The 26,393-nt window shown below is 71.3% G+C and carries 28 protein-coding genes; 20 read left to right on the plus strand and 8 right to left on the minus strand.

The window, feature by feature from the left end; translation table 11 throughout:
• Nucleotides 1–22: 22 nt before the first annotated feature.
• From ACGFIM_RS00430 to ACGFIM_RS00440, 3 genes are read right to left on the minus strand one after another with little or no spacing between them, the layout of a single operon-like run.
• Nucleotides 23–391 carry a DoxX family protein gene (locus ACGFIM_RS00430; RefSeq protein ID WP_364069205.1) on the minus strand — a complete coding sequence of 123 codons (369 nt, stop codon included), beginning with the start codon at nucleotides 389–391 and terminating at the stop codon, nucleotides 23–25.
• On the minus strand, nucleotides 388–1,164 hold the full coding sequence (locus tag ACGFIM_RS00435; RefSeq protein WP_364069207.1) for an SDR family oxidoreductase: 777 nt from the start codon (nucleotides 1,162–1,164) through the stop codon (nucleotides 388–390). The genes ACGFIM_RS00430 and ACGFIM_RS00435 overlap by 4 nt, the downstream gene beginning before the upstream one ends.
• A gap of 59 nt (nucleotides 1,165–1,223) precedes the next feature.
• The gene (locus ACGFIM_RS00440; RefSeq protein WP_393192268.1) at nucleotides 1,224–1,382 is read right to left on the minus strand and encodes a hypothetical protein; all 159 of its coding nucleotides are present in this window, start codon (nucleotides 1,380–1,382) and stop codon (nucleotides 1,224–1,226) included.
• Nucleotides 1,383–1,472: 90 nt separating this feature from the next.
• Here ACGFIM_RS00440 and ACGFIM_RS00445 point away from each other — a divergent pair, with 90 nt between their 5' ends.
• Complete coding sequence (locus tag ACGFIM_RS00445; RefSeq protein WP_364069211.1) at nucleotides 1,473–1,973, plus strand: SigE family RNA polymerase sigma factor; 501 nt, start codon at nucleotides 1,473–1,475, stop codon at nucleotides 1,971–1,973.
• Entirely contained in the window at nucleotides 1,970–3,091 is a 1,122-nt protein-coding gene (locus ACGFIM_RS00450) for a hypothetical protein (RefSeq protein WP_393192271.1), read from the plus strand. Before ACGFIM_RS00445 ends, ACGFIM_RS00450 begins: the two co-directional genes overlap by 4 nt.
• Nucleotides 3,092–3,114: 23 nt before the next feature.
• On the opposite strand, the gene ACGFIM_RS00455 is transcribed toward ACGFIM_RS00450, so the two are convergent.
• Nucleotides 3,115–3,525: a hypothetical protein gene (locus ACGFIM_RS00455; RefSeq protein WP_393192274.1), complete on the minus strand. Its 411-nt coding sequence runs from the start codon at nucleotides 3,523–3,525 to the stop codon at nucleotides 3,115–3,117.
• A gap of 392 nt (nucleotides 3,526–3,917) precedes the next feature.
• Between ACGFIM_RS00455 and ACGFIM_RS00460 the strand changes: the two genes are divergently transcribed.
• Complete coding sequence (locus ACGFIM_RS00460; protein ID WP_393192277.1) at nucleotides 3,918–4,592, plus strand: DNA alkylation repair protein; 675 nt, start codon at nucleotides 3,918–3,920, stop codon at nucleotides 4,590–4,592.
• A 470-nt stretch (nucleotides 4,593–5,062) separates the two neighbouring features.
• On the opposite strand, the gene ACGFIM_RS00465 is transcribed toward ACGFIM_RS00460, so the two are convergent.
• Together ACGFIM_RS00465 and ACGFIM_RS00470 are read right to left on the minus strand one after the other, a co-directional pair.
• Nucleotides 5,063–5,407: a VOC family protein gene (locus ACGFIM_RS00465; RefSeq protein ID WP_393192280.1), complete on the minus strand. Its 345-nt coding sequence runs from the start codon at nucleotides 5,405–5,407 to the stop codon at nucleotides 5,063–5,065.
• A gap of 16 nt (nucleotides 5,408–5,423) precedes the next feature.
• Entirely contained in the window at nucleotides 5,424–6,167 is a 744-nt protein-coding gene (locus tag ACGFIM_RS00470; RefSeq protein WP_393192283.1) for a response regulator, read from the minus strand.
• A gap of 467 nt (nucleotides 6,168–6,634) precedes the next feature.
• Here ACGFIM_RS00470 and ACGFIM_RS00475 point away from each other — a divergent pair, with 467 nt between their 5' ends.
• The 17 genes from ACGFIM_RS00475 to ACGFIM_RS00555 are packed head-to-tail and all read left to right on the plus strand — an operon-like array spanning nucleotide 6,635 to nucleotide 23,647.
• Nucleotides 6,635–6,868 (plus strand): acyl carrier protein, encoded by a 234-nt coding sequence (locus ACGFIM_RS00475; RefSeq protein WP_364069221.1) that lies wholly within the window; start codon nucleotides 6,635–6,637, stop codon nucleotides 6,866–6,868.
• An 11-nt stretch (nucleotides 6,869–6,879) separates the two neighbouring features.
• Nucleotides 6,880–7,713, plus strand: coding sequence for a cupin domain-containing protein (locus ACGFIM_RS00480; RefSeq protein ID WP_364069223.1), 834 nt, complete (start codon nucleotides 6,880–6,882; stop codon nucleotides 7,711–7,713).
• On the plus strand, nucleotides 7,710–8,993 hold the full coding sequence (locus ACGFIM_RS00485; RefSeq protein ID WP_364069225.1) for a beta-ketoacyl-[acyl-carrier-protein] synthase family protein: 1,284 nt from the start codon (nucleotides 7,710–7,712) through the stop codon (nucleotides 8,991–8,993). The genes ACGFIM_RS00480 and ACGFIM_RS00485 overlap by 4 nt, the downstream gene beginning before the upstream one ends.
• Complete coding sequence (locus ACGFIM_RS00490) at nucleotides 8,990–10,237, plus strand: beta-ketoacyl synthase N-terminal-like domain-containing protein (RefSeq protein ID WP_364069227.1); 1,248 nt, start codon at nucleotides 8,990–8,992, stop codon at nucleotides 10,235–10,237. The genes ACGFIM_RS00485 and ACGFIM_RS00490 overlap by 4 nt, the downstream gene beginning before the upstream one ends.
• On the plus strand, nucleotides 10,234–11,133 hold the full coding sequence (locus ACGFIM_RS00495) for a cyclase family protein (RefSeq protein WP_364069229.1): 900 nt from the start codon (nucleotides 10,234–10,236) through the stop codon (nucleotides 11,131–11,133). The genes ACGFIM_RS00490 and ACGFIM_RS00495 overlap by 4 nt, the downstream gene beginning before the upstream one ends.
• The gene (locus tag ACGFIM_RS00500) at nucleotides 11,130–12,530 is read left to right on the plus strand and encodes a B12-binding domain-containing radical SAM protein (RefSeq protein ID WP_364069231.1); all 1,401 of its coding nucleotides are present in this window, start codon (nucleotides 11,130–11,132) and stop codon (nucleotides 12,528–12,530) included. The genes ACGFIM_RS00495 and ACGFIM_RS00500 overlap by 4 nt, the downstream gene beginning before the upstream one ends.
• Nucleotides 12,530–13,903 (plus strand): coproporphyrinogen-III oxidase family protein, encoded by a 1,374-nt coding sequence (locus tag ACGFIM_RS00505; protein WP_393192290.1) that lies wholly within the window; start codon nucleotides 12,530–12,532, stop codon nucleotides 13,901–13,903. Before ACGFIM_RS00500 ends, ACGFIM_RS00505 begins: the two co-directional genes overlap by 1 nt.
• 23 nt (nucleotides 13,904–13,926) lie before the next feature.
• Nucleotides 13,927–15,297 (plus strand): radical SAM family heme chaperone HemW, encoded by a 1,371-nt coding sequence (gene hemW / locus ACGFIM_RS00510; RefSeq protein WP_364069236.1) that lies wholly within the window; start codon nucleotides 13,927–13,929, stop codon nucleotides 15,295–15,297.
• Nucleotides 15,298–15,310: 13 nt separating this feature from the next.
• Nucleotides 15,311–16,492: an NAD(P)H-dependent oxidoreductase gene (locus ACGFIM_RS00515; RefSeq protein WP_364069238.1), complete on the plus strand. Its 1,182-nt coding sequence runs from the start codon at nucleotides 15,311–15,313 to the stop codon at nucleotides 16,490–16,492.
• Nucleotides 16,489–17,343 (plus strand): alpha/beta fold hydrolase, encoded by an 855-nt coding sequence (locus tag ACGFIM_RS00520; RefSeq protein ID WP_364069240.1) that lies wholly within the window; start codon nucleotides 16,489–16,491, stop codon nucleotides 17,341–17,343. Before ACGFIM_RS00515 ends, ACGFIM_RS00520 begins: the two co-directional genes overlap by 4 nt.
• A gap of 33 nt (nucleotides 17,344–17,376) precedes the next feature.
• Nucleotides 17,377–18,633, plus strand: a complete 1,257-nt coding sequence (locus tag ACGFIM_RS00525; RefSeq protein WP_364069242.1) for an MFS transporter — start codon at nucleotides 17,377–17,379, stop codon at nucleotides 18,631–18,633.
• A complete protein-coding gene (locus ACGFIM_RS00530; RefSeq protein ID WP_364069244.1) occupies nucleotides 18,630–18,905 on the plus strand; it encodes a hypothetical protein in 276 nt (91 codons plus the stop codon). Before ACGFIM_RS00525 ends, ACGFIM_RS00530 begins: the two co-directional genes overlap by 4 nt.
• A gap of 5 nt (nucleotides 18,906–18,910) precedes the next feature.
• Nucleotides 18,911–20,005 carry an LLM class flavin-dependent oxidoreductase gene (locus tag ACGFIM_RS00535; protein ID WP_364069246.1) on the plus strand — a complete coding sequence of 365 codons (1,095 nt, stop codon included), beginning with the start codon at nucleotides 18,911–18,913 and terminating at the stop codon, nucleotides 20,003–20,005.
• A gap of 1 nt (nucleotide 20,006) precedes the next feature.
• Entirely contained in the window at nucleotides 20,007–21,242 is a 1,236-nt protein-coding gene (locus tag ACGFIM_RS00540) for an alpha/beta hydrolase (RefSeq protein WP_364069248.1), read from the plus strand.
• Nucleotides 21,239–22,714, plus strand: coding sequence for an acyl-CoA carboxylase subunit beta (locus ACGFIM_RS00545; protein WP_378789589.1), 1,476 nt, complete (start codon nucleotides 21,239–21,241; stop codon nucleotides 22,712–22,714). The genes ACGFIM_RS00540 and ACGFIM_RS00545 overlap by 4 nt, the downstream gene beginning before the upstream one ends.
• Nucleotides 22,715–22,751: 37 nt before the next feature.
• Nucleotides 22,752–23,081: a non-heme iron oxygenase ferredoxin subunit gene (locus ACGFIM_RS00550; protein ID WP_364069252.1), complete on the plus strand. Its 330-nt coding sequence runs from the start codon at nucleotides 22,752–22,754 to the stop codon at nucleotides 23,079–23,081.
• Nucleotides 23,078–23,647 carry a flavin reductase family protein gene (locus ACGFIM_RS00555; protein ID WP_378789587.1) on the plus strand — a complete coding sequence of 190 codons (570 nt, stop codon included), beginning with the start codon at nucleotides 23,078–23,080 and terminating at the stop codon, nucleotides 23,645–23,647. Before ACGFIM_RS00550 ends, ACGFIM_RS00555 begins: the two co-directional genes overlap by 4 nt.
• Before the next feature lie 273 nt (nucleotides 23,648–23,920).
• On the opposite strand, the gene ACGFIM_RS00560 is transcribed toward ACGFIM_RS00555, so the two are convergent.
• Both ACGFIM_RS00560 and ACGFIM_RS00565 read right to left on the minus strand, forming a co-directional pair.
• Nucleotides 23,921–25,093: an NAD(P)/FAD-dependent oxidoreductase gene (locus ACGFIM_RS00560; protein ID WP_393192299.1), complete on the minus strand. Its 1,173-nt coding sequence runs from the start codon at nucleotides 25,091–25,093 to the stop codon at nucleotides 23,921–23,923.
• A gap of 12 nt (nucleotides 25,094–25,105) precedes the next feature.
• Nucleotides 25,106–26,317, minus strand: coding sequence for an erythromycin esterase family protein (locus ACGFIM_RS00565; RefSeq protein WP_393192302.1), 1,212 nt, complete (start codon nucleotides 26,315–26,317; stop codon nucleotides 25,106–25,108).
• Between the last annotated feature and the right edge of the window lie 76 nt (nucleotides 26,318–26,393).

A 26,393-nucleotide genomic window follows, 5' to 3' on the forward strand; every position in this document is an offset into this window, starting at 1 on the left:
TACACCCTGCGGTGTATCCCCGTCACGTCTGCACGGCGTAGACGCCGAAACCGATCACGGCCACGCACGCCGCGGCCGCGAACAGCGGCACGTTGACCGCCACGGACAGGTACTCGCGCCGCCGGAGATGCAGCCGCATCGCCAGCACCATGATCACCGCGAGGCCGGCGGCGGCCAGCGGGGTGAGCGCCGACGCGATGCCTGTGGCGGCCGGCAGCACCACGCCCGCCGCGCCGGCCGCCTCCGCGAGCGCGATCAGCCGGACCGACCGCACCGAGTAGCCGCTCAGCGCCTCGGGCAGGGCGTCGGGGGCCCGGACGACCTTCAGGAGCGCGGAGACCAGGAAGATCGCCGCCAGCGTGCCCTGGACCGCCCAGAGGAAGGCGTTCACAAGCCGGCCGCGGACACGCCGCCGTCGATGGTGAAGACCGCGCCGGTGGTGTAGGCGGAGCGGTCGGAGGCGAGGAACGCGACCAGGTCGGCGACCTCGCGGGGGAGCGCGGCACGGCCCAGCGGGAACATGGCGGTCAGCTCGGTGTGCCGCGACTCGTCGCCGAAGCGGGCGCGGGCCTGGGCCTTCATCAGGGTCTGGATGCGTTCGGTCGCGACCGGACCCGGGTTGACGCCGACGACGCGGATCCCGTCGGCGAGGCTGCGCCCGCCCAAGGCCTTCGTGAACGTCATCAGCGCGGCGTTGCCGGTACTGCCGGCGATGTAGTTGGCGTCGTAGCCCTCGCCGGACGCGCCGATGTTGTTGATGATCACACCGTGGCCGCGCTCCTTCATCCGCGCGTACAGGTGGCGGGTCAGGTTGATGTAGCCGTACACCTTCAGCTCCCAGCCGTGCCGCCACGCCTGCTCGTCCACCGCGTGCAGCGGGCCGCCGGGGATGTCGCCGGCGTTGTTGACCAGGATGTCCGGCACCTCGACCGTCGTCGCGAACCGGTCGAGGTCGTCGCCGCGCCGCAGGTCCACGACGTGGGCGCGGGCGTCCACCCCGTGCTCGTCCGTCAGTCGGGCGGCCAGCTTCTCCAGGTCGGGGCCGCTGCGGGCGGCCAGGTCGAGGTCGCAGCCCTCCTCGGCGAGCACCTCGGCGATGGCCGCGCCGATGCCGCGCGACGCACCCGTGATGAGGGCACGCTTGCCCCGCAGATGCAGGTCCATGTCGTCCACCTTTCGGGAACCGTCAGTTTCGACAAGCATTGACGAAACTAGCGGTTCCGTCAACTGGGCGGCATGATCACGGATCGCCGTGACCCACGCCCCCCGCCGGAGCGGGCGCGGAAGGCGCGGAACGCGGCGTCCGGATGCTCGGAACGGGAGGCGTAGGCGGCGGCGATGCGGTCGTACGTCGCGGTGGCCCGTGCGGTGAGATCGTCCATCACGCGAGTATCCGCCGGGCACGCCATGCTTCAACAGTTCGGACCTCCCGGCCGTCTACCCCGTGACGGTACGAGGAAAGGCAGAAGTCATTGGACGACGAGCCCCGCTTCGAGGACTTCGTGGCGGAACGAGCCGACGCGCTCCTGCGCTACGGCTACCTGATCAGCGGCGATCCGCACGACGCGGCCGACCTGACGCAGGAGGCGCTCATCCGGCTGCATCAGGCGTGGCCCCGCGTACGCCGCAAACACGCCCCGGAGAGCTACACCAAGATGATCATGGTGCGGCTGCACATCAGCACGTGGCGGTTGCGCAGGCGCGAACGGCCCGGCTGGGCCCTGCCCGAGGTCGCGGGCTTCGACGCACCGCCGTCCGACAGCGACGAGGGCCTGTGGGAGGCGCTCGCCACACTGCCCCGCAAACAGCGGGCCGTGCTGGTGCTGCGCTACTACGAGGACCTGTCCGACGCCGACATCGCCGCCGTGCTCGGCATCTCGCGCGGCACCGTACGCAGCCACGCCTCGCTCGGCCTGGCCAAGCTCCGTTCCATGCTGCCCAGCACCTCAGAGATCAACGGGAGCCCCGCATGACCGACCCCCTGGAGTCCCGCCTGCGCGCCGCGCTGGGCCGCGCCGCCACCCGCGCGCCGCAGGCCCCGCCGAGGTTCTCGGCCGAGCTGGTGGCCAGGTCCCGGCGGCGCAGGATGCGCAAGAACGCGGTGCTGGCCGGCGTCTGCGTCGCCGCCATCGCCGCGCCCGTCACGATGCTGATCGCGGGCGGCGGCGATCCCGGCTACGTCGCCGCCGTCGTCGCGTCCACCCCGGCCCCGCCCAGCGAGCCGGCTTCCATCGGCGAGCGCCTGACGATCGAGAACCCCTCAGAGCGGCGCCCCATCTCGTTCTGGTACGCCAGGACGGCGAACGGCGACACCGTCCTGTGCCACCAGCGGCTGTCGCGGACGGGAGCGAGCGTGGAATCCTGCGGTGACCGGCCGGTGGACGGCGAGCAGGCCACCGAGCAGGGCGACACCAGGACGTTCCCGCCCCCCGCCACGGGCGAGGTGCTGCACTTCGGCAGCGCGGGAGCCGAGGTCGCCCGGGTCACGGCCGTACTGAAGGAAGGAGAGCGCGTCACCGGCACGCTCGCCACACCCCGGGGCGCCCCGCAGGCCGTCTGGACCGTGACCGTCCCCGCGGACGAGCCGGTCACGGCGATCGAGTTCGCCGGCCGCGACGGCAAGACGATCAAGCGGATCGCGCCACGGCCGCTGACGGTGCCCGAGGCGACGGCCAAGCCGGTCGGCGACACGGTGAGGATGCCCGCCAAGCTCGAGGCCGGCCTCTACGAGACCCCCGGCAGGACGCTGATCTGGAAGCTCGGCGGGCAGGCCGTGGGCCTGCACCACCTGGACGGCGCGAGGACGCCGCTCGGCATGGGCGGCGACCGCAGGAACGCGGAGCTGCGCGAGCACGGCAAGCGCTGGTTCGGCATCACCGGCGAGGAGACCGCCCGCGTCGCGCTGGTCTTCGCGGACGGCACGTCGGTCAGCGCCGCCACCAGACCGGATCCGTGGAAGCTCGGCGGCTTGCGGATGTTCGCGGGGACGCAGGAGCGCACCGGCGACCTGTACGCCGAGGGCTTCACGATCGTCGGCTACGGCGAGGACGGCGCCGAGCTCTGGCGTGAGAAGCACGATCCCGCGCGCTGAACGCCCTGGGCCGGCGGGCCGGGCTATCCGAGCGCTCCGGCGGGGAGGACGAGGCTCACCGTGGTCCCCTCACCGCGTACGGCGTTCACGCTCAGCCCGCCGCCCAGCCGCGCGGCCTCGGCCCGGCGCGCCTCGCACGTCTCGGCCGCCGTTCCCTGCCCGTCGTCGCTCACCGTCAACCGCAACCCGCCGGAGCCCACGGTGAGCGCGACGCAGACCGCACGGGCGCGCCCCTGCCGCTCCACCTCGTCCAACACATCGCCGATCACGCCGTGCACGAGACCGTCCACCCGGCTCGGAAGGGCCCGGCCGGGCAGGGCCCACACCTCCACCGCGACCCCGGTCCGCGACGACCACTCCGCCAGCCGCTCCTCCAGCGCAGCCGCCCGGCTGACCGGCTCGGTTCCCTTGACCACGCGTCTCACTCCGATCATCGTCCGCGAGGAGACCGGGCGGCTTGCTCACCACGCGGCTCCATGGCCAAGATCATCCCACCGATTCGCACGTTCCGTTTCCACCTCAGGCTGACACGGTCACCTGATCCCGTTCGCAGCCCGCTGAACCTCTCAGACCTTGAGAGCGCGCCTCGGCGAAAACGCGGCGACCGGATCAGCGACGCGTCCACGCCATGTTGACGGTCTCGGCCGCGACGACTTCGACGGCAGGCGGAGCGCCGCCCTCACGCTCTTCGTGACGATCACCGGGATGGGATGGAAGGCGGCCGTCCGGACGGCGAGAACCGCCCCGTGATCGTCTCTCGACACTCTGCCGTCCGACCGCGCCATTTGACCGCGCTCGACCAGCCCCGGCTCGTAAGGTAGGCGGCGTGACGACTGGCACGGTGGACGAGCTGCGCGCCGCGCTGGCAGGGGCTTCGGTGCCCGAGTTGCGGCGCAGGACGGAACGGCTCTGGCGGGAGTGGCAGGACCGGCCGGGCGAGCTGCTGGAGGCGCTCGTGGCGCTGTGGGAGCCGGACAGCGAACGTGAGGTGCGCATGGGCGCCGCCATGCTGCTGGGCGCGGTGGCGGTGGCGGAACGGGCGGCCCTGGAGGTCATGACCACGACCTGTGCCGATGACGCCGACTGGCGGGTGCAGGAGGCACTGGCCAAGGGGCTCGACTGGCACTGCGCGCTGCGGGGCTGGGCGGAGAGCGTGCCGCTGCTGGAGTCGTGGCTGACGCACGGGCATCCGAACGTGCGCAGGGCGGCGGCCGAAGGACCTCGGGTGTGGACCGCCCGCCCTCACTTCAAGGACCGTCCCGATGAGGCGTTGCGGCTGCTCGGTCTGGTGCGCGCCGATGACAGCGCGTACGTGCGCAAGTCGGCCGCCAATGCGATCAGCGACATCAGCAAGAAGCATCCTGAGCTGGTGCTGGCCACGCTCTCCGGCTGGACGGACACCACCTCGGCCGGCGCGTGGACGATCAAGCACGCCTGCCGGCACCTCACCAAGTCCCACCCCGGCGAAACCGCCGAGATCCTGGCCGGACTCGGAGGATGACCGCGAGGCGGGACCACGGGCCGGCCCGCGGTCAACGCTCGAATCGAGCGACCGTCACCGCACCTCTTTCGCGTGCCGCCGGATGTGCTCCTGCGCGGCGGCGATCACCGAGGCGTGCCGGGCCGCCGTGCTCGCCTGCGCGAACGGACGCCCGGGATGGACCCGCGCCGGCTGCTCCTCGCAGGTCGCCCTCGGCCAACGCCTTCGAATGCCGCTCCGGCCTCGCGCCTGGCGCCCACCGCCGCCGCGCCACGACACCGGCCCCGCCCGCGCTGCCCGGCCCGCGGCGCTTCTCGCGCGACTGCCGCGCACGCACGGCCCCGCACTATGACCGAGCGTATTCGACAACTCAGAGCCGCGATCCGGGCGAATCCACCCCTGAGGTCGAATTGCGCGAAGAAAGACAGCGCTTTCCGCCATGCAGATCCCGGAAAATCATCCGATTTTCGATGGTTCTTCGGTAATAACGGTCAGCCTACGCAGAACTCGTTGCCCTCCGGGTCGCGCATCACCGTCCAGGTGAGTTCGTCCATGCGGCGCGTCGCGACTGCCGTGGCTCCCAGCTCGCGCAGCCGCCGGATCTCGGCTTCGGGGTCGGAAGCGGCCAGGTCGAGGTGGAGACGGTTCTTGGCGATCTTGCGTTCGGGCACCTTCACGAGGATGAGGTGCGGGCCCTGTCCGCCGGGGCCCGGCGTGAGCCGGGCCGAGCGCTCGTCGGCGTGGGTGATGCCGTAGCCCATGGCCGCGCTCCAGAAGCGGGCCAGGCGCGGTGGGCTCTCGCAGTCGATCACGATGTTGTGCACGGACAAGGCCATCGCACCACCCCGGACGTCAGCTCTGCCGGACGCCGTTGAGCACCAGGCGTTTGCGCTGTGCGGTGGGGGAGCGGTCATACTCCATGTGGCCGCACATCATGCGGTGATGTAAGCCATGCTCGTGCGCGAAGATGACCAGCTGGACCCGGTCGCGCACGTTGAGCTTGGTGCACAGGCTTCGCACGTGCGACTTCACCGTGCTCTCGCTGACCCGCAGCATCCGGGCGATCTCGTCGTTCCGTAAGCCCCGGAGCACCAGCCCGAGGACCTCACGCTCCCGGGGTGTCAGGCTCTCGACCTCCGGTAGCGCCTGGTGAGGCCGGGCCTGGGTGCGGCTGAACTCGGCGACCAGCCGCGTCAGGCCATGACTGGTCAGCACCGCCTCGCCGGCCCGGACACGGTGGATCGCCGAGATGAGCTGTTCAGGTCCGATGTCCTTGAGGAGGAAGCCGCGGGCGCCGAGGCGGAGCGCGCGGAAGAGATCCTCATCCGGGTCGGTCGGGCCGAACATCAGGACCTTGACGCCCGGGACGCCGCCAGGGCCGCAGATCTCGGCTGTGGCCTGAAAGCCGTCCATCTTGGGCATCAGCGTGTCCATGAGCACCACGTCGGGCCGCAGCTGCCGGCACAGCCGGACCGCATCGAGGCCGTCGACGGCTTCCGCGACCACCTTGATGCCGGTGCGTTCGCAGAAGGCGGTGCGCAGCCCGATGTGGATCACCGGTTGGTCGTCGGCCACCACCAGTCTGATGACGCTCATCAGCACACCGCGGGTGAAGTAGCGCCTGTAGGGTCGATCATGATCATTTCGGCTCCCCCAGTGAATGATCGATACAGGGTCTGTGATAGCAGCCCACCCGTTCGCGCATCATCGCGTCCAATTGACCACATCTGCTCCAGAAGCGTCAAACAGTCGTATATCTGGAGATTGACGGCGATAGTTACTTTTCGTCATTCGCATAGTTGCTCCGGCACGTCACCGGTGGAAAAGCGGCCTCTCCCGTTGCCCGATGGGCGACGAACGCCTCAGCCAAGAGACACGCCGGCGAAGCGGGCATCGTCCGGCGGACGAGTACGGGGTGTCCGAAAGGCGAGGGCCACTTCAGCGGCTCGGTTGAAGACGGGCCGTGCCGTCCTTTCCTAGGCTGACCGCGCCATGGAGATGGTCACGCCGTCACCGGCACAAGGACCATCGCGGGTAAAGGCGGGAAAGGCCAGGTGGTCGCCATGAACGTCGAGATCGTCACGCAACTGATGGCCGCAGTGGGAGCGGACGTGACACCGGAGCAGTTCGACCGGACGTTCGAGTCGCTGAACATCGACTCGCTGGCCAGGGCGGAGATCTCCGCAAGGGCCGAAGAGCGGTACGGGGTCGTCATCGAGGACCGGTTGACCGCCGACACCACGCCGGCCCAGCTCGGTGCACTGCTCGGTGAGCACGCACCCGCCGAGAAGGGCTGAGGGGACGCGTCATGGGCCACACCGACAACAGCATCGTGATCGAGGCGCCGATCGCGTACGTCTGGGCCAGGACCAACGACCTCCGCTCGTGGACGGACCTGTTCACCGAGTACGCCAAGGTCGAGGTGCTGTCCGAAGAGCCCGGCCACATCACCTTCAGGCTCACCACCCATCCCGACGAGGAGGGCAAGGTGTGGTCGTGGGTGTCGGAGCGCCGGCTGGACCGCGAGCACTGGACGGTGCGGGCCCGGCGCGTGGAGCCGGGCCCGTTCCAGTTCATGAACCTCTACTGGACCTATGAGGCGCTCACCCCCGACACCACGCGGCTGCGCTGGGTCCAGGACTTCACCATGCGGCCCGACGCGCCAGTGGACGACGCGGCGATGGAGGCCCGGCTCAACCGCGGCTCGGCCGAACAGCTCCGCGTCATCGCCCAGCGGATCAAGGCCTCACGCTCCCGGCCGCAGAGCTTCGCTTCCACCCGCTCGGTGCGGCAACGGGGCGGGGACATGCGCACCCTGCTCAACCCCGCCTCGACCGGCAGCGCGCACGGCATATCCGGCGCTGTCGAACTGGCACCGGGCGAAAAGGTCAACGAGCACTACCATCCCTACTCCGAAGAGCACCTGTTCGTCGCCGAGGGCACCGTACGCGTCGACATCGACGGCGAGCCCCACACCCTCAAGCCCCGGGACGCGGTGTTCGTGCCCCGCGAGGTCCGCCATCGGGTGACCAACGTCGGGACCGGCCCGGCACTGGTGGTCTTCGCGCTCGGCCCCCTTGCGCCCAGCCCCGAGCTGGGCCACGTCGACACCGAGGACGCGCCCTCGCCGGCGGCGACATGAGCCGGCGGGTAGTGGTCACCGGCATCGGGGTGCAGGCGCCCGGAGGGGCGGGGGCCGACGCGTTCTGGGCGAGGCTCGTGTCCGGACGCTCGGCGATCCGCCGCATCAGCACCTTCGACCCGGCTCCCTTCCGCTCCCAGATCGCGGCGGAGTGCGATTTCATCCCTGAGGAGTGGGGCCTGACGCCGCGCGAGATCCGGCGCTGCGACCGGTTCGTGTTACTCGCCCTGGCCGCGGCCCGCGAAGCGGTCACCAGCAGCGGACTCGACCTCGAGGGCGCGGACGCCGGCCCGGCGGTCGGCGTCTGCCTCGGCAGCGCGGTCGGCGCGACGATCCGCCTGGAGGAGGAGTACGTCGTCGCCAGCGACGCCGGCCGGGACTGGACGGTCGCCGCCGACCACAGTCTCCCCTTCCTCTACCAGGCACTGGTCCCCTCCAGCGCGGTGAGCGAGCTGGCCGCCCGCTACGGCGCCCACGGCCCCGCCCTCATGGTCTCGACCGGCTGCACGTCGGGCATCGACGCCATCGGCACCGCGTACGAGCTGATCGCCGACGGCGAGGCCGACGTGATGATCGCGGGCGCCTCCGACGCGCCCATCTCGCCCATCACCGTGGCCTGTTTCGACGCCATCCGCGCCACCACGGCAAGGAACGACGCGCCGGAGACCGCCTCCAGGCCGTTCGACGCGACCCGCGACGGGTTCGTGCTCGGAGAGGGCAGCGCCGTTCTGGTGCTGGAGGAACTGGAGCACGCCAGGCGGCGCGGCGCGCCGATCCACTGCGAGATCAGCGGCTACGCCGGCCGCGCCAACGCCCACCACATGACCGGCCTGCGCCCGGACGGAATCGAGATGAGCGAGGCCATCCTCGACGTGCTGCGGCAGGCCAGGCTCGCGCCCGGCGACCTCGGCTACATCAGCGCACACGGCTCCGGCACCAAGCAGAACGACCGGCACGAGACGGCCGCCTTCAAGCGGGCGCTCGGCCCGGCCGCCGCTCAGGTGCCGATCAGCTCGATCAAATCGGTGGTCGGTCACTCGCTCGGCGCCATCGGAGCGATCGAGATGGCCGCGTGCGCGCTGGCCATCCGGCACCAGGTCGTGCCGCCCACGGCCAACCTGACCACGCCCGATCCCGAGTGCGACCTGGACTACGTGCCGGTGACCGCGCGCGAGCACCGTATCGGCCACGCCCTGTCGGTCGGCAGCGGGTTCGGCGGGTTCCAGTCGGCCATGGTCGTCTCCGCCCTGGCGAAGTCACGGAAGGAAGGCATCGCGTGACGGAACCCGCCTCGCTCGTCATCAGTGGCATCGGCGTCGTCGCACCCACCGGTATCGGCGTCGCCGCGCACTGGAAGAACACCCTCGACCGGCGTGCCGGCATCCGGCCCGTCGACCCGGCCACGGCCGGCGACAGCGGCATCCGCGTGGCCGGCGTGGTCAGCGACTTCGACCCGGCGGATTTCGTGCCCCGGCGGCTGCAGGTGCAGACCGACCGGTGGTGCTGGATGGGCCTGGCCGCGGCCGAGATGGCACTCGCCGACGCGGCGATCAGCGACTTCGACCCCTACCGGCTGGCGATCCTGACCGCCGCATCCGAAGGGGGCAACGAATACGGCCAGCGCGAGATCCAGGCGCTGTGGCGCGACGGTCCCCGGGCGGTCAGCGCCTATCAGTCGATCGCGTGGTTCTACGCCGCGCTCGCCGGCCAGGTCTCCATCCGCCACGGCGCGAAGGGCCGCTGCGGCGTGGCCGTCGCCGACGCGGCGGGCGGCCTGCACGCCGCGGCCCAGGCACGCCGCCTGCTCCTGCGCGGGCAGGCCGACCATGTGCTGCTCGGCGCGGCCGAAGCGCCGCTTTCGCCGTACGCGCTCCTCTGCCAAGCATCGCTCGGCCGGCACAGCACCGCCGGTGCCGCCGCGGGGGCCTACCTGCCCTTCAGCGAGCAGGCGGCCGGGTGGGTCCCCGGCGAGGGCGGCGCCATGCTGGTCCTGGAGCGCGCGGAGACGGCGCGCGCCCGCGGCGCGCAGATCTACGCCGAGCTGGCCGCCGTGGCGAGCACCCACGACGCCCACCACCCCGCCGACCCGCCGCCGACGGCCGCGCACATGGCCGCGGCCATCGCGCTCGCGCTCGAACGAGCCGGCGTGACGCCCGGCGAGGTGGACCTGGTCCTCGCCGACGGCGACGGCAACAGGCGATGGGACGCGCTCGAGGCCGAGGCCCTGATCTCGGCACTCGGCCGGCGGGCCGCGGACGTCCCGGTGGCCGTGCCCAAGACGCTCACCGGCCGGCTGAACTCCGCCTGCGGCGTGCTCGACCTCGCCTGGGCCGCGCTCGCACTCTTCCACGACGTCGTCCCGCCCGCCTGCGAAGACCTCGATGGACGGCCGGTCATCGCCGGCCTCGACGTCGCGCGCGCCCCTCGCCGGGACGCGAACCTGCACACGGCACTGGTGTTCACCCGCGGCGTGGGCGGCTTCAACGCCGCCGCCGTGCTCAAAACGGCTGGAGGCCCGTCATGACGACCGTCGAGCCGCACCGGACGGGCCGCGTCGCCCTGCCCGCCACCGGCCGGCTGATCGACCTGAGCATGCCCATCGAACCCAGCCCCTTCGACCCCGCCGTCATGCGCAGGCGGCTGTGGCGCCACGAGCACGGGGGACGCCGCATCGGCCGCAAGGCCGTCTTCAACCGCCGCCTGCCCCTCCGGCTCAGGCTGGCCAGGGCCGCCCGGTACGTCGCCGGCGGCCGCCGCATCGGTCCCGGCTGCTTTCCCGACGGCCTGTTCCTCGGCAACGAGGTGTTCACGCTGTCCGTGCACGCGGGCTCCCATGTGGACGCACCCTTCCACTACGGGCCGCGTACCGGGGATCGCCCGGCGCTGCGGGTGGACGAGATCCCCCTCGACCGCTGCGTCGGCCCGGGCGTGCTGCTGCGGCTGACCCACAAGCTGACCGATCACGGACCGGCGCAGAGCATCACCGCCGCCGACATCCGGCAGGCACTGGCCAGGATCGAGCACACGCTTTCCCCCGGTGAGGTCGTCCTGATCCACACCGGGGCCGATCGCCTGTGGCCGGGGCCGCGCTACTTCACCGCTCATCCCGGCATGACCGTCGAGGCCACCGAGTACCTCCTCGAGCAGGGCGTCACGGTCATCGGAGTGGACACCGCGGGCTTCGACCTGCCCGCGCCGGTGATGATCGAGCGCTACTACCGTTCGGGGGACGCGGCCCACCTGTGGCCGTGCCATCTGCTCGGCCGGCGCCGCGCATTCCTGCAGATCGAGCGGCTCGGCGGGCTCGACCGGCTGCCGCGCCCGACCGGCTTCACGGTCATGTTCCTGCCCATCCACGTCAGGGGTGCGGGCGCGGCCTGGACCCGCCCCGTCGCCATCGTCCCCGAGGAGGGCACGTGAAGGTCCTGCTCATCGCCACCAACAGGGAACGGCGGCCCTCCTTCGCCGTGCCGGCGGGAGTCGCCTACCTTCAGACGGCTCTCATCGACGCCGGCCACGAGGCCCGCATCCTCGACCTCTGCTTCGACCCCGACGACCGCCTGGCAAGCCACGTCACCGAGACGATCGAAGAGTACGGGCCCGACCTGATCGGCATCTCCGTCCGCAACATCGACAACGAGACCTACCTGCAGTATCGCGGCAACCTTGGCGACGTGCGGATCGTGCTGGAGGCATGCCGCGCGGCCTGCTCCGCGCCGGTCGTGCTCGGCGGGTCGGCCTTCTCGCTGATGCCGGTCGAGATCATGAACGTGCTGGACGCGGACCTCGGCGTCGTCGGTGAGGGCGAGCCCGCCATGGTGGCCATCGCCGACGCACTGGCGGAAGGCCGGCCCATCACCGACGCGCCGGGACTGCTGCGGCGCGAGGGGACGCAGGTGGCGGTCTCGGAGCCGGCCAGGGTGAGCGACCCCGGCTCGATCGTCGCGCCGCGCTACTTCGTCCCCGACAGCCGGTATTTCAGCACCCAGGTGGTCGGGCCGCAGCCCACGTACGGCATCCAGACCAAGCGCGGCTGCGCCTTCCGCTGCTCCTACTGCCCGGTGCCCTCGATCGAGGGCAAGCGGTTCCGGCTCCGCTCGCCCGCGCACATCGTGGACGAGATGCGGCACGTCCGCGATCTGGCCGGGGTCAGGCGGTTCTTCATCACCGACAGCATCTTCAACCTCCCCAGGCGGCATGCGATCGCCGTGTGCGAGGAGATGGTGGCCGCCGACCTCGGCGTCACGTGGATGGCCTACACCAACCCGCTGCAGTACGACGACCACCTGGCCCAGCTGTTCAAAAGGGCCGGCTGCGAGACGCTCAACTTCGGCTTGGACGCCGGCTGCGACGAGATGCTGACCAGCCTCCAGAAGGACTTCACCGTCGCCGACATCGAGAACGCCACGGCGTGCGCCCGAAGGGCCGGTGTCCGCATCATCCACTCGCTGCTCCTGGGCGGTCCGGGCGAAACGGCCGACACCGTGGCGCGGACGCTGGAGACGATGGATCGCTGCGCCCCGGACATCCTCACCATCGCCTTCGGCATCCGGGTGTACCCCCAGACCCCGCTGTGGCGTGGCATCGCCGGCAGGAGCGGCCGGCCCGACATCGACATGCTGCAGGCCGTTTTCTACGTCGACGAGGCGCTCGGGCCCGCCGAGTGCCGCACGATCCTCCGGCTCATCGAAGAGTTCGTCGAGAGCCACCCCAAGATCATGGTCCGCATGAACTTCGACCCCAAGAACCTGGAGGCGGAGGTCTCCACGAGCTCGCTCCGCATCTCCGCGCAGGCTGGCGCAGGAAGGAAGGCATGATGAGCGCGACCGCCGCTCTCCCGTACGCCGCCCGGGACCGCTACCCGGTCATGTGCTACCCGATGCCGTGGGCCCCGCCGCAGTACGAGCGGATCGCCGAGCAGATGGAGCTGGACCGGCCGAGCCGGGCCCCTCAACCGGCCGCCATGTACATGCACATCCCGTTCTGCGATTACCTGTGCGGCTTCTGCCCGTTCGTGAAGTACCTCAAGGACGAAGGCCGGGTCCGCAAGTACCTGGACGATCTCAAGTCCGAGATGGCCATGTACGCGCGGACGCCGTACTTCCGCAGCACCGTCTTCGGCTCCCTCTACATGGGCGGCGGGACCGCGAGCAGCCTGTCGGCCACGCAGCTCGCCGAGATCATCTCCTTCGCCCGCGAGCAGTTCACCTTCGCGCCCGACGCTGAGATCACCCTGGAGTGCAGCCCGATCACCGTCGGCCCGGAGAAGTTCGCCGCCGTCCGCAAGGCGGGCGTCAACCGGGTCAGCTTCGGCGTGCAGACCTTCGATAAGGAGATCGGCCAGGCGTCGGACGTCGCCCAGGACGGCGAGACCTCGCTGCGGGTGATCCGGCAGGCGCAGGAGGCGGGCATCGACCACATCAGCATCGACCTGATCTACAACCTGCCGGGCCAGGGCGTCGCTCCGCTGCTGACCGACCTGGACATCGCGCTGGACGCCGGGGTCAAGCAGATCACGCTGTTCCCGCTGTCGATCATGCCGCACACCAAGCTCTTCAGGGACGTCAACGAGGGCAAGGCCGGCCGCCCGGGCGACCTCGCCCATGAGCTCGAGCTGTGCCGGCGGGCCGGCGAGCACCTGGCCGCGCGCGGCCTGCGCCAGACCTCGGTGCCCGACTACTCGCTGCCCGACGTCACCTACCGGCACGCTCGCATCCACTTCACCGACTTCGGCGACCTGCTCGGCCTCGGGGCCGGAGCGATGGGCACGGTCAACGAGTACACCTACGTCAACGTGGCCGAACTCAAGCGCTACACCGAGCTGACCGCGCAGGGCGTGCCACCGGTCAACGCCGGTCAGCTCACCCCGCACGAGGAGCGGCCGCGCGCGACGATGGCCATGGGCCTGCGGATGCTCTCTGTCGCCCGGCAGACCTTCCGCGATCGCCACGGCCAGGAGCCCGAAGACGTCTTCGGCCCGCTGCTCGACGACCTCACCCGTCGTGACCTGCTGGTCTGCGACACCGACGAGATCCGCCTGACCGAGCTGGGCGCGCTGTTCGGCTACGACGTGGCCAAGGAGTTCTACTCCGACGAGATCAGAGCCCGCGGCCAGAAGCTCGCGGAATCGCTGGCCAGGAAGCGCGACGTGGCGGCGCCGGCCTCCGCCCGCCCCGCCACCACCAAGTAGCCCGCCACCCGAAGGAGCCCGGCGTGAGCACCGCAACGAAACCGTACGACAAGCGCGAACGCATCTGCGTCTCGCACTACCCGCTGCCCGCTGACCCGCCCGACGTCAGCGAGGTGCCGATGCTGATGAACCTGAACTCGCCGTCCACCCGCGACGGCGAGAAGGCCATGTACATCCATATCCCGTTCTGCGACAAGATCTGTAACTTCTGTCCCTTCAACAAGCAGCTCATGGACGAGGCGAAGCTGGAGAGCTACCTCGTCCGGCTGAAGCGGGAGATCACCACGTACGCGGAGAGCCCGCTGGTCAGGTCGTTCACCTTCGGCTCCCTGGCCATCGGCGGCGGCACGCCGAGCTGCCTGTCGGCCGAACAGCTGCACGACTTGATCACCCACTGCAGGACGGTGCTGCGCTTCAGCCCGGAGGCGGAGATCAGCGCCGAGGGCAACCCGTCCAACTTCACCCGCGAGAAGCTCGTCGCGGCACGGGAGGCCGGCTGCAACCGGATCAGCTTCGGGGTCCAGACCTACAACGACCGCTACGCCGGCATGCTGGAGATCCCGCAGGACCCGGCCACCTCCCGTGTGGCCACCCAGGTCGCCCGTGACGCCGGCTACGACAACGTCGGTATCGACCTGATCTACAACCTGCCCGAGCAGACCCTCGACGAGTGGCGGGCCGACGTCGAGGAGGCCATCGACTGGCGCTACGAGCACGTCACGCTGTTCTCCCTCATCATCCCGCCCTTCACCCGGCTGTTCTCGAAGATCGACACCAAGCGGCTCAAGCCGCCCGGCGACCACGACCACGAGGTCGCGATGTACCGCATGGCCGTGAGCATGCTGCGCGATGCCGGATACGAGCAGTACTCCGTCTACGACTTCGCGCTGCCCGGAAAGATCAACAAGCATGCCGTGCTCTACTTCTCCGAGCAGCAGGACCTGCTCGGCGTCGGCGCGGCCGCCTTCGGCTATCTCGGCAGGTACATGTACGTCAACAAGGGCCCTCTGGCCGACTACCAGGGCGCGGTCGACCGTGGCGAGCTCCCCGTGCTGATCGGCTCCCGCGCCGACCGCGACGAGGAGATGTGCGGCGCCATGGCCAAGGGCCTGCGGCTGTTCAGCGTCTCTCGCCCCAGGTTCCGCTCCCTGTTCGGCTGCGACCCCATCGACGTGTTCGGCGAGAAGATCGACAAGCTGGTCGCGCGCGGCCTGCTGGAGATCACCGACGAGGAGATCCGCCTGACCGAGGAAGGCGTCTTCTGGGGCAACAACGTCTGCCGCGAGTTCTTCTCCGCCCGCTACACCGAGATCGAGGCCATCCCTCGGGAGGTGCTCGCCCGAGGACGGCTCATGAAAGCCGGGCAGGCCGCGCCCCGGCGCATCCGCGACTGATCGGAGAACCGCGATGAAGTCGAAGAACGTGCTCGGGATCTGCGGCTCGCCGAAGACGACCGCCAAGAGCGCCAGCGAGTTCCTGTGCCGCGAGGCCCTCAAGGGCGCCGCCGAGCTGGGCGCCCAGACACGGCTCGTCCGCCTGGTCGACTATCCGATCGTCGACTGCGACGGCTGCGGCGACTGCATGAACAGGACCCAATGCCACCTGTTCAAGCACCCCGACGACCGCTACACCCGCCTGTACAAGGAGGTCCGCTGGGCGGACGCCTTCATCTTCGCCTCCCCGGTCTACGCGCTCGGCCTGCCCTTCACCTGGAAACAGTGGCTCGACCGGTGCGAGCCGGCCGACGAGGACGACCTGGAGTACCAGTACTACAACTACGAGGTCGCCGCCGACGTCAAGGGCAAGGCGTTCCAAGGCAAGGTCGCCGGCCAGATCATCACCTCCGGCGGCATCGGCCAGGAGTGGGCCATGGCCCAGCTCATGCCGCTGTGGACGAACGTCAAGCTGTCCGTGGTCATCAGCGTCGGGCTCAGCCTCATCGAATTCGACGAGCAGCCCGGCATCAGGACCAAACCGTGGGGCGTGGGCGTCGACAACGCGGAGTTCGCCATCGAGATCGCCCGCCAGGTCGGCCGCCGCGTGACCTCCGCGATCGGGTTCTCCACCTTCAACGTGCACGGCGCCTCGCCGCGGCTCGGCGGCTCGGAGGGCCGCGACTGCACCGAGCAGCTCCGCTTGCTGAAGGACCTGCACGACCGGTCCTTCGCGCTGCCGCAGAACGGCGGGCTGAGCCCGTTCGTCTTCGTCGTCTCCGGCCAGGACAAAAGCGAGGAGGCCGTACGGCGCATCCAGGCGATACTCAAGCGCTTCCCGGGGCTCGACGTGCGGCTCGTCGCCGTCGTCGACCAGCTGCCGCACTTCATCACCCGCGACTTCGTCAAGGAACGGATCGCCGAACAGCAGCACCCCGTGCCCGTACTGATCGACTGGGACCGCGCTTTCGCCCAGGAGCTGGGGCTCGCGGCGAACGTCGACCCGCACGTCGTCATCGTCACCCCCCAAGGACGGCTGCGCAGAGCGATCACCGGCACCAACACCACCCGGGAGATCGTCACCGAGATCGAGGAGATCGTCCGGGAGATGCGCAGCCTCGACCTGTCCGTGGCCAGCGAAGGAGCACGGTCATGATGCCGCTCACCTGGAAACTGCCCACCACCTGCGATGCCGTGGAACTGTCGGACGGCGCCCGGCTCTTCTACCGCATGTCAGGACCCGAGACCGCCGCGCCGCCCGTGGTGTTCCTGCACGGCAACCGCGACAACCACACCCACTTCGCCGAGCTGATCTCGCTGCTCGACCCGACGCTGCGCTGCCTCGCGCTCGACCTGCGCGGGCACGGCCTGTCGTCCAAGGAGGACCACCCCCTGTCGGCCGCCCAGTGCGCCGCCGACGTGATCGAGGTGCTCGACCACCTCGGATGGGACCAGGTCATCCTCGCCGGGCATTCCCTCGGCTCCGTCACCGCCATGATGCTGGCGCTGGAGCACCCGGAACGGGTCGCCGGCCTCGTCCTCATGGGCTCGGCCGCGCACTACGAGATGAAGTGGAAGCGTCCGGAGGTGACCGAGGAGACCTACCGCCAGGTCATCGAGGAGTCCAACAAACGCGCCGCCCCCTTCTTCTTCCTCGACGGCTACCCCGAGGTGGCCAATCGGGTCATCGCGAGCTGGTCCTGGGTGCCCTGGTCCGTGCACCGCAACCTCATCCGGCTCACCCATCCCGACCTGCGCGAGCGCGTACGCGACATCGCCGCGCCGACCCTCGTCGTGGCCGGCGAACTGGACCGCAGCACCCCCGTGGAGAGCGCACGCTACCTGGCCGAGACCATCCCCGGCGCCCGCCTGCACGTGGTGCCCGGCACCGGTCACTTCATGTTCATGGAAAAGCCCGTCCCCGTGGCGGCGGCCATCGCAGAATTCCTGGGTGTTCAGCTCGGCGGCTCCGGCGGCTGCGGCTCCGGATGCGGCTGCGCGTCCTGAACCTTGTCGCCCATACCCCAAGGAAACGATCCGATGACACGATCCGAACCACGACCCGGCCCCGCACCCGCCACCGACCTCAGGCTGAGCGGCCTGCTGACCACCGAACGCGGCCGGGGGCTGGCCGTCTTGTCCGGCGCCGTCCTGGTGCAGTGGGCCGCCATGATGTCGGTCTTTCCCGCGCTGCCGTCGATCTCCGGCTCGCTCGGGGTCGGGCCGGACGCGCTCGGCCTGGTGCTGATGGTGTCGTCGCTGCTCATGACCGTGCTCAACGTCCCGGCCGGCGTCGCCGCCGACCGCTACGGGCGCAAGCCCGTCATCGTCGGCGGCCTCGCGGTCAGCGCCCTCGGCGTGCTGGTGTCCGCGCTGTGGGCGGCCGCCTGGCCGTTCCTGACCGGCTGGGTGCTCTTCGGCATCGGCCGCGGCCTGTTCACCTCGCCGGCCTTCACCGTCCCCGCCGACACCTACGGTCCGCATGAACGGGGCAAGGCCATCGGCATCCTGGCCGGCGCCATCGGGACCGGCTCCGTGCTCGGCTACGTCGCGGGCGGCCTCGCGCTGACCGCGGCGACCTGGCAGGCCGTGCTGGCCGCAGACGCCGCGCTCCTGCTGGCGGCGTGCGCGCTCACCTGGTTCGCACTGCCCGAGACGGCCCAGGAGCGGCACGTGGCACCGCTGCGCACCGCGGTCGCCCAGACCTTCGCCTGGTACCGGCGGCGCGTGGTGCTGCTGTCGGGCATCGTGGCCGGCCTGTCGTTCGCCGTCGGCGTCGCGGCCACCTTCCTCGTCCCGTTCAGCCTGACCGGGCTCGCCGCGTCACCGTTCGTGATCGCGCTCGTGTTCATCCCGTACGAGCTGGTGGCCTCCGCGGGCACCGTGCTGGCCGGGGCCATCTCCGACAAGGTGGGCAGGCGGCTGCCGCTGCTGATCGCCCTGCTGCTCGTCGCGGCGGCCCTGGCCGGCCTGCCGATCGCCGGAGTCACCGTGTGGAGCGTGGCCTTGGTCTACGCCATCGTCGGTCTCGCCGAAGGGCCCGTCATCTCGCTGTCGACGACCATGGTCACCGACGACGTGCTCAAGGCCGACCCGCGCCGCATCGGTGCGGCGCTGGGCGCCAACCGCCTTGTCCAGGGCATCGGCCCGATCCTCGGCCCGGTGGTCGGCGGCCTGCTCGCCGAGCGGGCCGGGCTGGGCGCGCGCTACTGGATCCTCGCTGCGGTGCTGGCCGCCACCGCGGTACTGGTCGCGTTCCTCCCCGAAACCTGGGCGGGGAAGGAGGCGGCGCGATGACCGGCACGGAGGACGAGCCGCTGGAGGCGCTCGCGGTGATGCGGGAGCCGGGTGGCGAGCGTGAGGTTCGCATGCATCCCAACGCGGGCAGGCCGGCCGCCGGCGCGATCGGCGACATCAGCGAGAAGCATCCCGGGCCGGTGCCGGCCAGGCCCTCCGGCTGGACGGACACCACATCGGCCGGCGCGTGGACGATCGAACACGCCTGCCGGCACCTTACGACATCCCACCCCGACGAAACCGCCAGAATCCTGGCCGAACTGCGGGAGTGATTCGAATGCCGCTCACCTTCGGCAGCTTCAACCTGCCCACCTTCGACCCCGAATCCGACGGGCCGCCCGACCGCATGCTCTCCCGCATCCAGACGCTCGCCGTCCTGGCCGAAGACCTCGGCTTCGACAGCGTCTGGCTGGCCGAGCATCACTTCCAGCCGCACGGCGGGATCCTGTCGGCCCCCGACGTGCTGCTGGCCGCACTCGCGGCCAAGACCCGGCGCATCCGGCTCGGCCTCGGCGTCGTGCAGATCCCCTACCACCACCCGCTGTCGGTCGCCGAGCGGGTCGCCACCCTCGATCAGGTGAGCGGCGGGCGGCTCGACCTGGGCATCGGCAGAGCGTTCCTCAAGTGCGAGTACGACGGCTTCGGCATCCCCATGGAGGAGAGCCGGGCCCGCTTCGCGGAGAACAGCGAGATCCTCCTCCAGGCCCTGCGAGGGGAGAGCTTCGCCCACGAAGGCCGTTTCTTCCGCTTCCCCGAGCTACGGGTGGAGCCCCGATGCCTGCAACGCCCGCACCCGCCGGTGTGGGTGGCGGCGGCCACGACCCCGGAGACGTTCACCTGGGCGGGGGAGAAGGGGCATCACCTGATGATCGCGCCGCTGCTCTCACCTGACCTGGCCTCGCTGTCGGAGAAGGTCGGCCTGTACTTCGCCGCCAGGGAACGAGCCGGCCTCGACCCCGCGGCCGGCAAGGTGCTGATGAACGTGCACGTCCACGTCGACGACACCTTCGAGGCCGCCTTCGACACAGCCGCTCCGCACGTGATGCGCTACGTCGCCGAGACGCGCGCGGCCGGTGCGTCCACCATCGCCGCGTTCAAGCGCGACGGCGTGCCCCGCGACTTCACCCACTACCCGGCCCTCGGCATGCGCTGGGGCGGTTTCACCCCGGAGGACGCGGCCGGCAAGGGCACGATCGTCGTGGGCGCCCCCGACGACTGCGTCGTCAAGCTGGCGGACCTCATCGACAACCTGCACGTCACCACGGTCGCCGCCACGTTCGACTTCGGCCAGCCGATGGAGGCCGTGACACGGTCGATGCGGCTGTTCGCGGACAAGGTCATCCCTCAGCTCACCGGGGAGGAGACGGCCTGAGATGGGGGCCCGACGACCACCGCTGCCGTTCCGCGCCGCCATGCGGGTCCGCGGCGCGCTTCCCCTGCTCGGCCTGCGCCGCGGCGAGCCGCTCCTGCCCCGTCTGGTCTTCATGGGCGTCGATCCGGGAGAGGCGCTGGACGCGCTGCGCGCCATCCGCTCACCCGGCGCGTGGTGCTCCGTCTGGGAGGGGCTCGCCGAGCGGCACGAGCGGACCGGCCGCACGCTCGCCTCGGACGGCGATCACGTCACCGCGGCCGAGTGCCTCCAGCGGGCGGTCGCCTGCTACCGCGCCGCCGAGTACATGGAGTTCCGGCCGGCCGAACGCGCCCGCCTGTGGCGGCGGCTGGTGGCGGCGGCGACGGCAAGCGGCGACCTGCTGAACCCGCCCGTCCGGCGGCTGGAGATCCCGGTGGACGGCGTCGCCGTCCCCGTCACCCTCCGCGTCCCCGCCGGCCGGCGGCCCGCTCCCTGCGTGCTCACCCTCGGCGGAGTGGACGGAGTGAAAGAGGAGTTCCACCGCATCAGCGAGGCGTACACGGCCCGCGGCTGGGCCTCCGCCGCCCTCGACCTGCCCGGTCAGGGCGAGCTGCGCCGCTTCCACGACGTGCCGTGGCGGGCCGACGCCGAGGTGGTGATCGCCGCCGTGCTGGACACGCTCACCCGGCTGCCAGAACTGGACGCGGACCGGATCGCCGTGGTCGGCGGCAGCGCGGGAGGCTACTTCGCGCTCCGCGCCGCGGCCGCCGACCGGCGCCTCGCGGCCTGCGCGGTCATCTCCGCCCCTCTGGACCTGCTCGAGGTGCACCGCGTAGCGCCTCCGCCCATCCCGCAGACCATGGAGTACAACCTCGGCCTGTCCGGCCGCCGAGCCGTGGCGGCGCTCGCCGCGTTCCACGTGGACGACATGCTGCCCGCCGTCACCTGCCCGGTGCTGCAGATCCACGGCGATGCCGACCGCACCGTGCCCTGGGCGCACGCGAGCCGGCTCCGCGAGGCTCTGGGGGAGCGGCTCACGGTCTGTTTCCTGAAGAACGGCGATCACATGTGCTTCAACCGCCTCCCCGAGTGGGAGGCGCGGCTCCGCTCGTGGCTGAGCACGGTCCTCGACGACGCTCCCGGCGACCGCGAGCCCTGCCCTCCCGGCAGCGGCCGCCTTCAGGCGCTGGACGGAGGCGCCGCCCAAAACCGCGGGGTGACAGCGGCCCGTTCCATGAGCAGCGAGGGCGGGACATGAGCGGGCTCGCAGACCTCGCCATCGCCGGCTCGGCGCACGCGGGCAACGGAACGTCCGACCCGGCCCGCGCCTGGCTGGACGGCCTGCTCGACCCCGGGTCGTTCGTCGAGTTCGGCGCCCACGGCCGGCACCGGGAGTCGGCACTCGGCATGGCCCGCCGGCGCCCCGCCGGCGACGGCATCGTGGCCGGTCTCGGGCGGCTGGACGGGCGGCCGGTCGCCGCGTACGCGCAGAACCCGCGCCAGCTCGGCGGCACCCTCGGCGAGGTCCACGGCCAGAAGATGGCCAGAGCCCTCGAACACGCGCTGCGCGGCCGCATGCCGGTGGTCGGCGCCATCAGCTCCGGCGGCGCCCGCATCCAGGAGGGCGTGGGCGCGCTCGACGCCTACGCCGCGGTCTTCCGGCTCAACGCCGCGCTGTCGGGCCGGGTTCCGCAGATCAGCGTGGTGCTCGGCTCATGCGCCGGGGGCGCCGTCTACTCGCCCGCGCTCACCGATGTCGTGATCATGACCAGGGACGGCTCCTCCATGTTCCTCACCGGCCCGCGCGTCGTGCACGCCGTCACCAAAGAGCAGGTCACTCCAGCGGAACTCGGCGGCTCTCAGGTGCACGCCACCCGATCGGGTGTCGTTCACCTCGTCGCCGACGATGCGGCGGACGCCATGGCCAAGGCCAGGAGGGTGCTGTCGTTCCTGCCCGGCTCGTGCTGGGAGCCGCCGCCGCCGGCCGCACCCGAACCTCCCGGCGTCATGCCGGACGTGCCACGCGAAGCCCGCAAGGTGTACGACGTGCGCGGCGTCATTCGCGGGCTGGCCGACGGCGCTGACTTCCTGGAGCTTCAGCCACGCTACGCTCCGAACATCGTGACCGGCTTCGCGCGGCTGGCCGGCCACCCGGTCGGGGTCGTCGCCAACCAGCCCCTGCGGCTGGCCGGCGTCATCGACGCTCGCGCGGCCGAGAAGGGTGCCCGGTTCGTACGCATGTGCGATGCCTTCGGCGTTCCGCTGCTCGTCCTCGTCGACACACCGGGCTTCCTGCCCGGACGCCGCCAGGAGGCCGAAGGCGTCATCCGGCGCGGGGCGAAGCTGCTGTTCGCCTTCTCCGAGGCCACGGTCCCGCGGGTCACCGTGATTCTCAGAAAGGCCTATGGCGGGGCGTACATCGTGATGAACTCCCGCAACCTCGGGGCCGACGCGGTGCTCGCCTGGCCCGGCGCCGAAATCGCCGTCATGGGCGAGGAGTCGGCCGTTGAGGTGGTGTTCCACCGCGAGCTGGCCGCCGACCCGGCGGCCCGGCCGCAGCTGATCGACCGCTACCGTGCCGCCGGAGTGGGCGGCGAGCGGGCCCTGGAACGCATGTCCGTGGACCGAGAGATCACGCCGGCCGGCACCCGGCAGGAGCTGGTCCGGACGTTCGCGGCCCTGCTGCCCTCCCTGCGGCCCGGCTTCCGCCACGACAACCTGCCTCAGTGACCTGCACGCCAGTCCGCACCAAGGAGCCGTGTTCGCCATGACCTATCAACTCATCTGTCACCTGTCCGACATTCCCGACGGCGGCCTGCTCGGCGTCGAGGCGTCGGGAACCCCGATCGCCCTGGCGCGCCAAGGCGACGAGGTCTTCGCCCTGCACGACGTCTGTCCGCACGCGGGCGCCACCCTGAGCGAGGGCGAGCTCGACGGCGGCACCCTGGAATGCTGGCTGCACGGCTCGTGCTTCGACGTCCGCACCGGCAAACCGGTGGCCCCGAACACGCTGCCGGTCACCACGTACCCGGTGAAGGTCGAGGACGGGCAGGTGTTCGTCGCGGTCACCCCGGCCGGCTCGGCGCCCGCTTCATGACGGGCTCGCCGTCCACGACGACCGCCCCAAGCCCTCCCGCGGGCGGCTCCGCCGGCGTCTCCCCGGAGCGGTTCCGCGGAGTGCTGGCCCGGCATGCCGCGGGCGTCGTGGTGATCACCGTCGCGGACGGGGGCGGCCCCGCCGGGCTCACGGTCACCTCGTTCACCTCGGCCAGCCTGCGTCCGCCGCTCGTCTCCTGCTGGGTGGACGAACGCTCCGAGACCCTGCCCAAGCTGCGCTCGGCCGGCCTGTTCGCCGTGAACATCCTGAGCGGCGGCCAGCCGGAGACGGCGGCGAGATTCGCCGGTCGGCGGGCCGATCGCTTCGCGCCGCCCACGCGATGGCGCCCCGGCCCGTACGGCCTCCCCGTGCTGGACGGCATCGCCGCCTTTCTCGCATGCCGCCCCCACAGCATCCTCAAGGCCGGCGACCACCACCTCATCCTCGGCCTGGTCGTCCACGCAGAGGCGCTCGGCCGCACCGACGACCCCTTGCTGTACCACCACGGCGCCTACGGGCGCTTCCTCCCCGCACCGTCCGAGCCCGCCGCCGCACACGAGCGCTGACGTCGGACGCGCACCGCGGCTCGGCCGCGCGGGAACCGCCCATGAGTCGGATCTCCGGCGACCGCAGGCGGGGCGGCGTGGTGAGCATGCCGACGAGGGCGCCGAGCGCCCAGCCTCGCCACCCGGTTCGTGAATCGGGCTGGCACGGTGGACGAGCTGCGCGCCGGCGCGTGGAGGACCAAACACGCCTGCCGGCACCTCACCACGTCCCACCCCGACGACACCGCCGAAATCCTGGCCGAACTCGGGGGCTCGCCGCGCAAGGGCCTGTTCTCAGGCCCCCGCCGGGTCGGCGTTGAGGAGTTGCGCGTACTCCTCGACGTTCAGGTGCCGCCCCTTGAGCTGGGACGTGAGCTCCGCGTCGAGGATGCCCAGCTCCAGCAGCCCGTCGCCGCGCTCCTTCGCGTGCCGCCTGATGTGCTCCTGCGTGGCGGCGTCCACGTAGTCCTCCCAGTCCGGTGCGTACGTCGCGCCGCCGTCCGGGCCGAGCGGGAGCACGATCCCCGGTGTCCCAGGCCGGTAGGCGGCCGGCTCGCCGTCACCCTGGAGCAGCGCGCGGATGTTGGCCGCGATCACCGACGCGTGGCGGGTCGCCGCGCTCGCCTGCTTGGCCTCGGGGATCGCGGTGACGTCGCCGAGCGCGAACACCCGCGACTGGCCGGACAGCCGCAGCTCGTCGGTGACCGCGAGCCGCCCGTCCGGCCGCCGCGCGGAAACCAGGCTCCCGGCCAGGTAGCCGGTGTCGGGGACGCCGCCGAAGCAGCGGAACCAGATGTCGGCGGTGAGCCGTTCGCCGGAGTCGAGGGTGGCGGTGAACGTCCCGTACTCACCGGCCTCCGTCGGGGGCTGCTCGCGCAGACGCGCCCCGAGGACGACCCGGATGCCCAGCGCGTCGAGCTGGCGGCGCAGCTCCGCCCTGAACTCGGCGGAATACCCGCCGGGGACGATCTCGGACCCCGGATCGACGAGGGTGACCGACGTGTCCGGCCAGGCCGCCAGGATCTCCCCGGCCAGTTCGAGCCCGACCGGTCCCGCGCCCAGCAGCAGGACGCGGCCGGCCCGCGCGAGAGCCTCGCGGGTCGCGTGGTACCTCTCCTTGGCGGCGGCGCTGTCCTCGACGTCCACCTTGGCGGGGAACGGGTAGGACGAGCCCGTCGCCAGCACGATGCAGCCGGCCTCGATCCGCTCGCCCGAACGCAGCCAGACGGACGTCTCGTCCACCCGCACGGCCCGGTCCCTGATGATCGTGCCGCGCTCGAGCAGCCGGTCGTAGGGGAGGAACATCCGGTCCGTCCATCGCGGGTCGGTGAGGCCGCGCAGCGCGGCGACGTTGTGGACGAAGGTGTCCCGAGGCTCGACGAGCACCACGTCGGTGACGCCGTCGAGCTCCTTGGCGACGGTGATGCCGCCGTATCCGCCGCCGATGACGGCCACGGTCGTACGCATATCGTTCTCTCCTCACAACAGGGTGGTCGGGGTGACGGTGCCTACCTGCAGCACGGCGTCGAACCATGTGTCGAGCCGCCCGGCCGTCAGGTAGTGCTCGGGATCGGCTTCCGCCTGGTAGATCCCGCTGATGATGCGGAGCCTGTGCGGCCCGCCCAGCCAGTCGTCCACCGGCCCGGGCCGAGGGGAACGCAGGTCGAGCAGATAGCGATCAGGCCCCGCGGCGAGCACGGCGTCGGCCGACCCGGGCATCGGATCGGGCACGACCTGACCCGGATGCAGGCCGCTCACATCGCCGCGCGCGAAGGCGATCAGCAAGGAGACATAGCGCTCGCCCAGCCGTTCGCGCAGCTCGTTGCCGACGCTCTGGAACGGGCCGAGCAGGGCGGCGGGGATGACGCGGGGCGCGTTCGCGGTGAACGACATGCCCTCCCAGTAGGCGATCTTCACGCCGTCGTCGCGCAGCAGCGAGGTCAGTACGGCGACCGAGCGGCGCCGGGTCACCGCGTAGTCGAAGCCGCCGCCGGCGAAGCTGCCGGCGTGCGCGTCCACGATCAGCTTCGCCTTCTCCAGCGCCGCCCCGGGGTCGGGCAGCGCGGCCACCAGGTCGAGGGCGTCGCGCGCGTGCTCGACGAAGGGACGTCCTGGATGGACGCCCCGCGCGTGCTGCACGTGCTCGGGCACCTCGTGGGCGGTGATGATCGTGTCGTAGTGGCGGCGCAGCTCGGGGACCAGCTCGGGACGTACGCGGGCCACATGCTCGATCACGGCCTGGTAGTCCGCGGGCCGGGCGGACGGAGCGTCCAGCCCCACGATCCGCAGCGGGTCGGACCGATGCCGCCGGTTGAACGCCCGCGCCCACTCGACGACGGCGCGCAGCTCCTCGGTCCGCCACGGGACCCACAGCTCGGACATCGCCGTACGGACGTCTTCGTCGCCGCCGAGGACATAGGCGTTCACCCGCTCGACCGCCACCTCGTCGTCCTGGATCGCGAGGACGCGGAACCCCAGGTCCTCGACGAGCAGCCGCAGCACCCGGTGCGCCTGTGTCATCACCTCGTGCGCCGCGCGGGTCTGCTCGCCGATCCCCACGATCTCCGCATCGGCCAGCAGCTCGCGAAGCGGGTGGAGGTCGGTGAGCGCGTCCGCCGGGTCGGTGGTCGCCAGCGCGCGGGCGTGCTCGGCCACCCACCGCCGTGCGGCGGTCTCTGTCGTACGTGCCATGCGACCGAGGCTACGAGCGTACGGTGAGACAATGAATGCTCAGCTGTGGCACTTTTATACGCGAACGTATCAAAGC

This window comes from Nonomuraea sp. NPDC049309 (assembly GCF_043196965.1).
Taxonomy (GTDB): domain Bacteria; phylum Actinomycetota; class Actinomycetes; order Streptosporangiales; family Streptosporangiaceae; genus Nonomuraea; species Nonomuraea fastidiosa.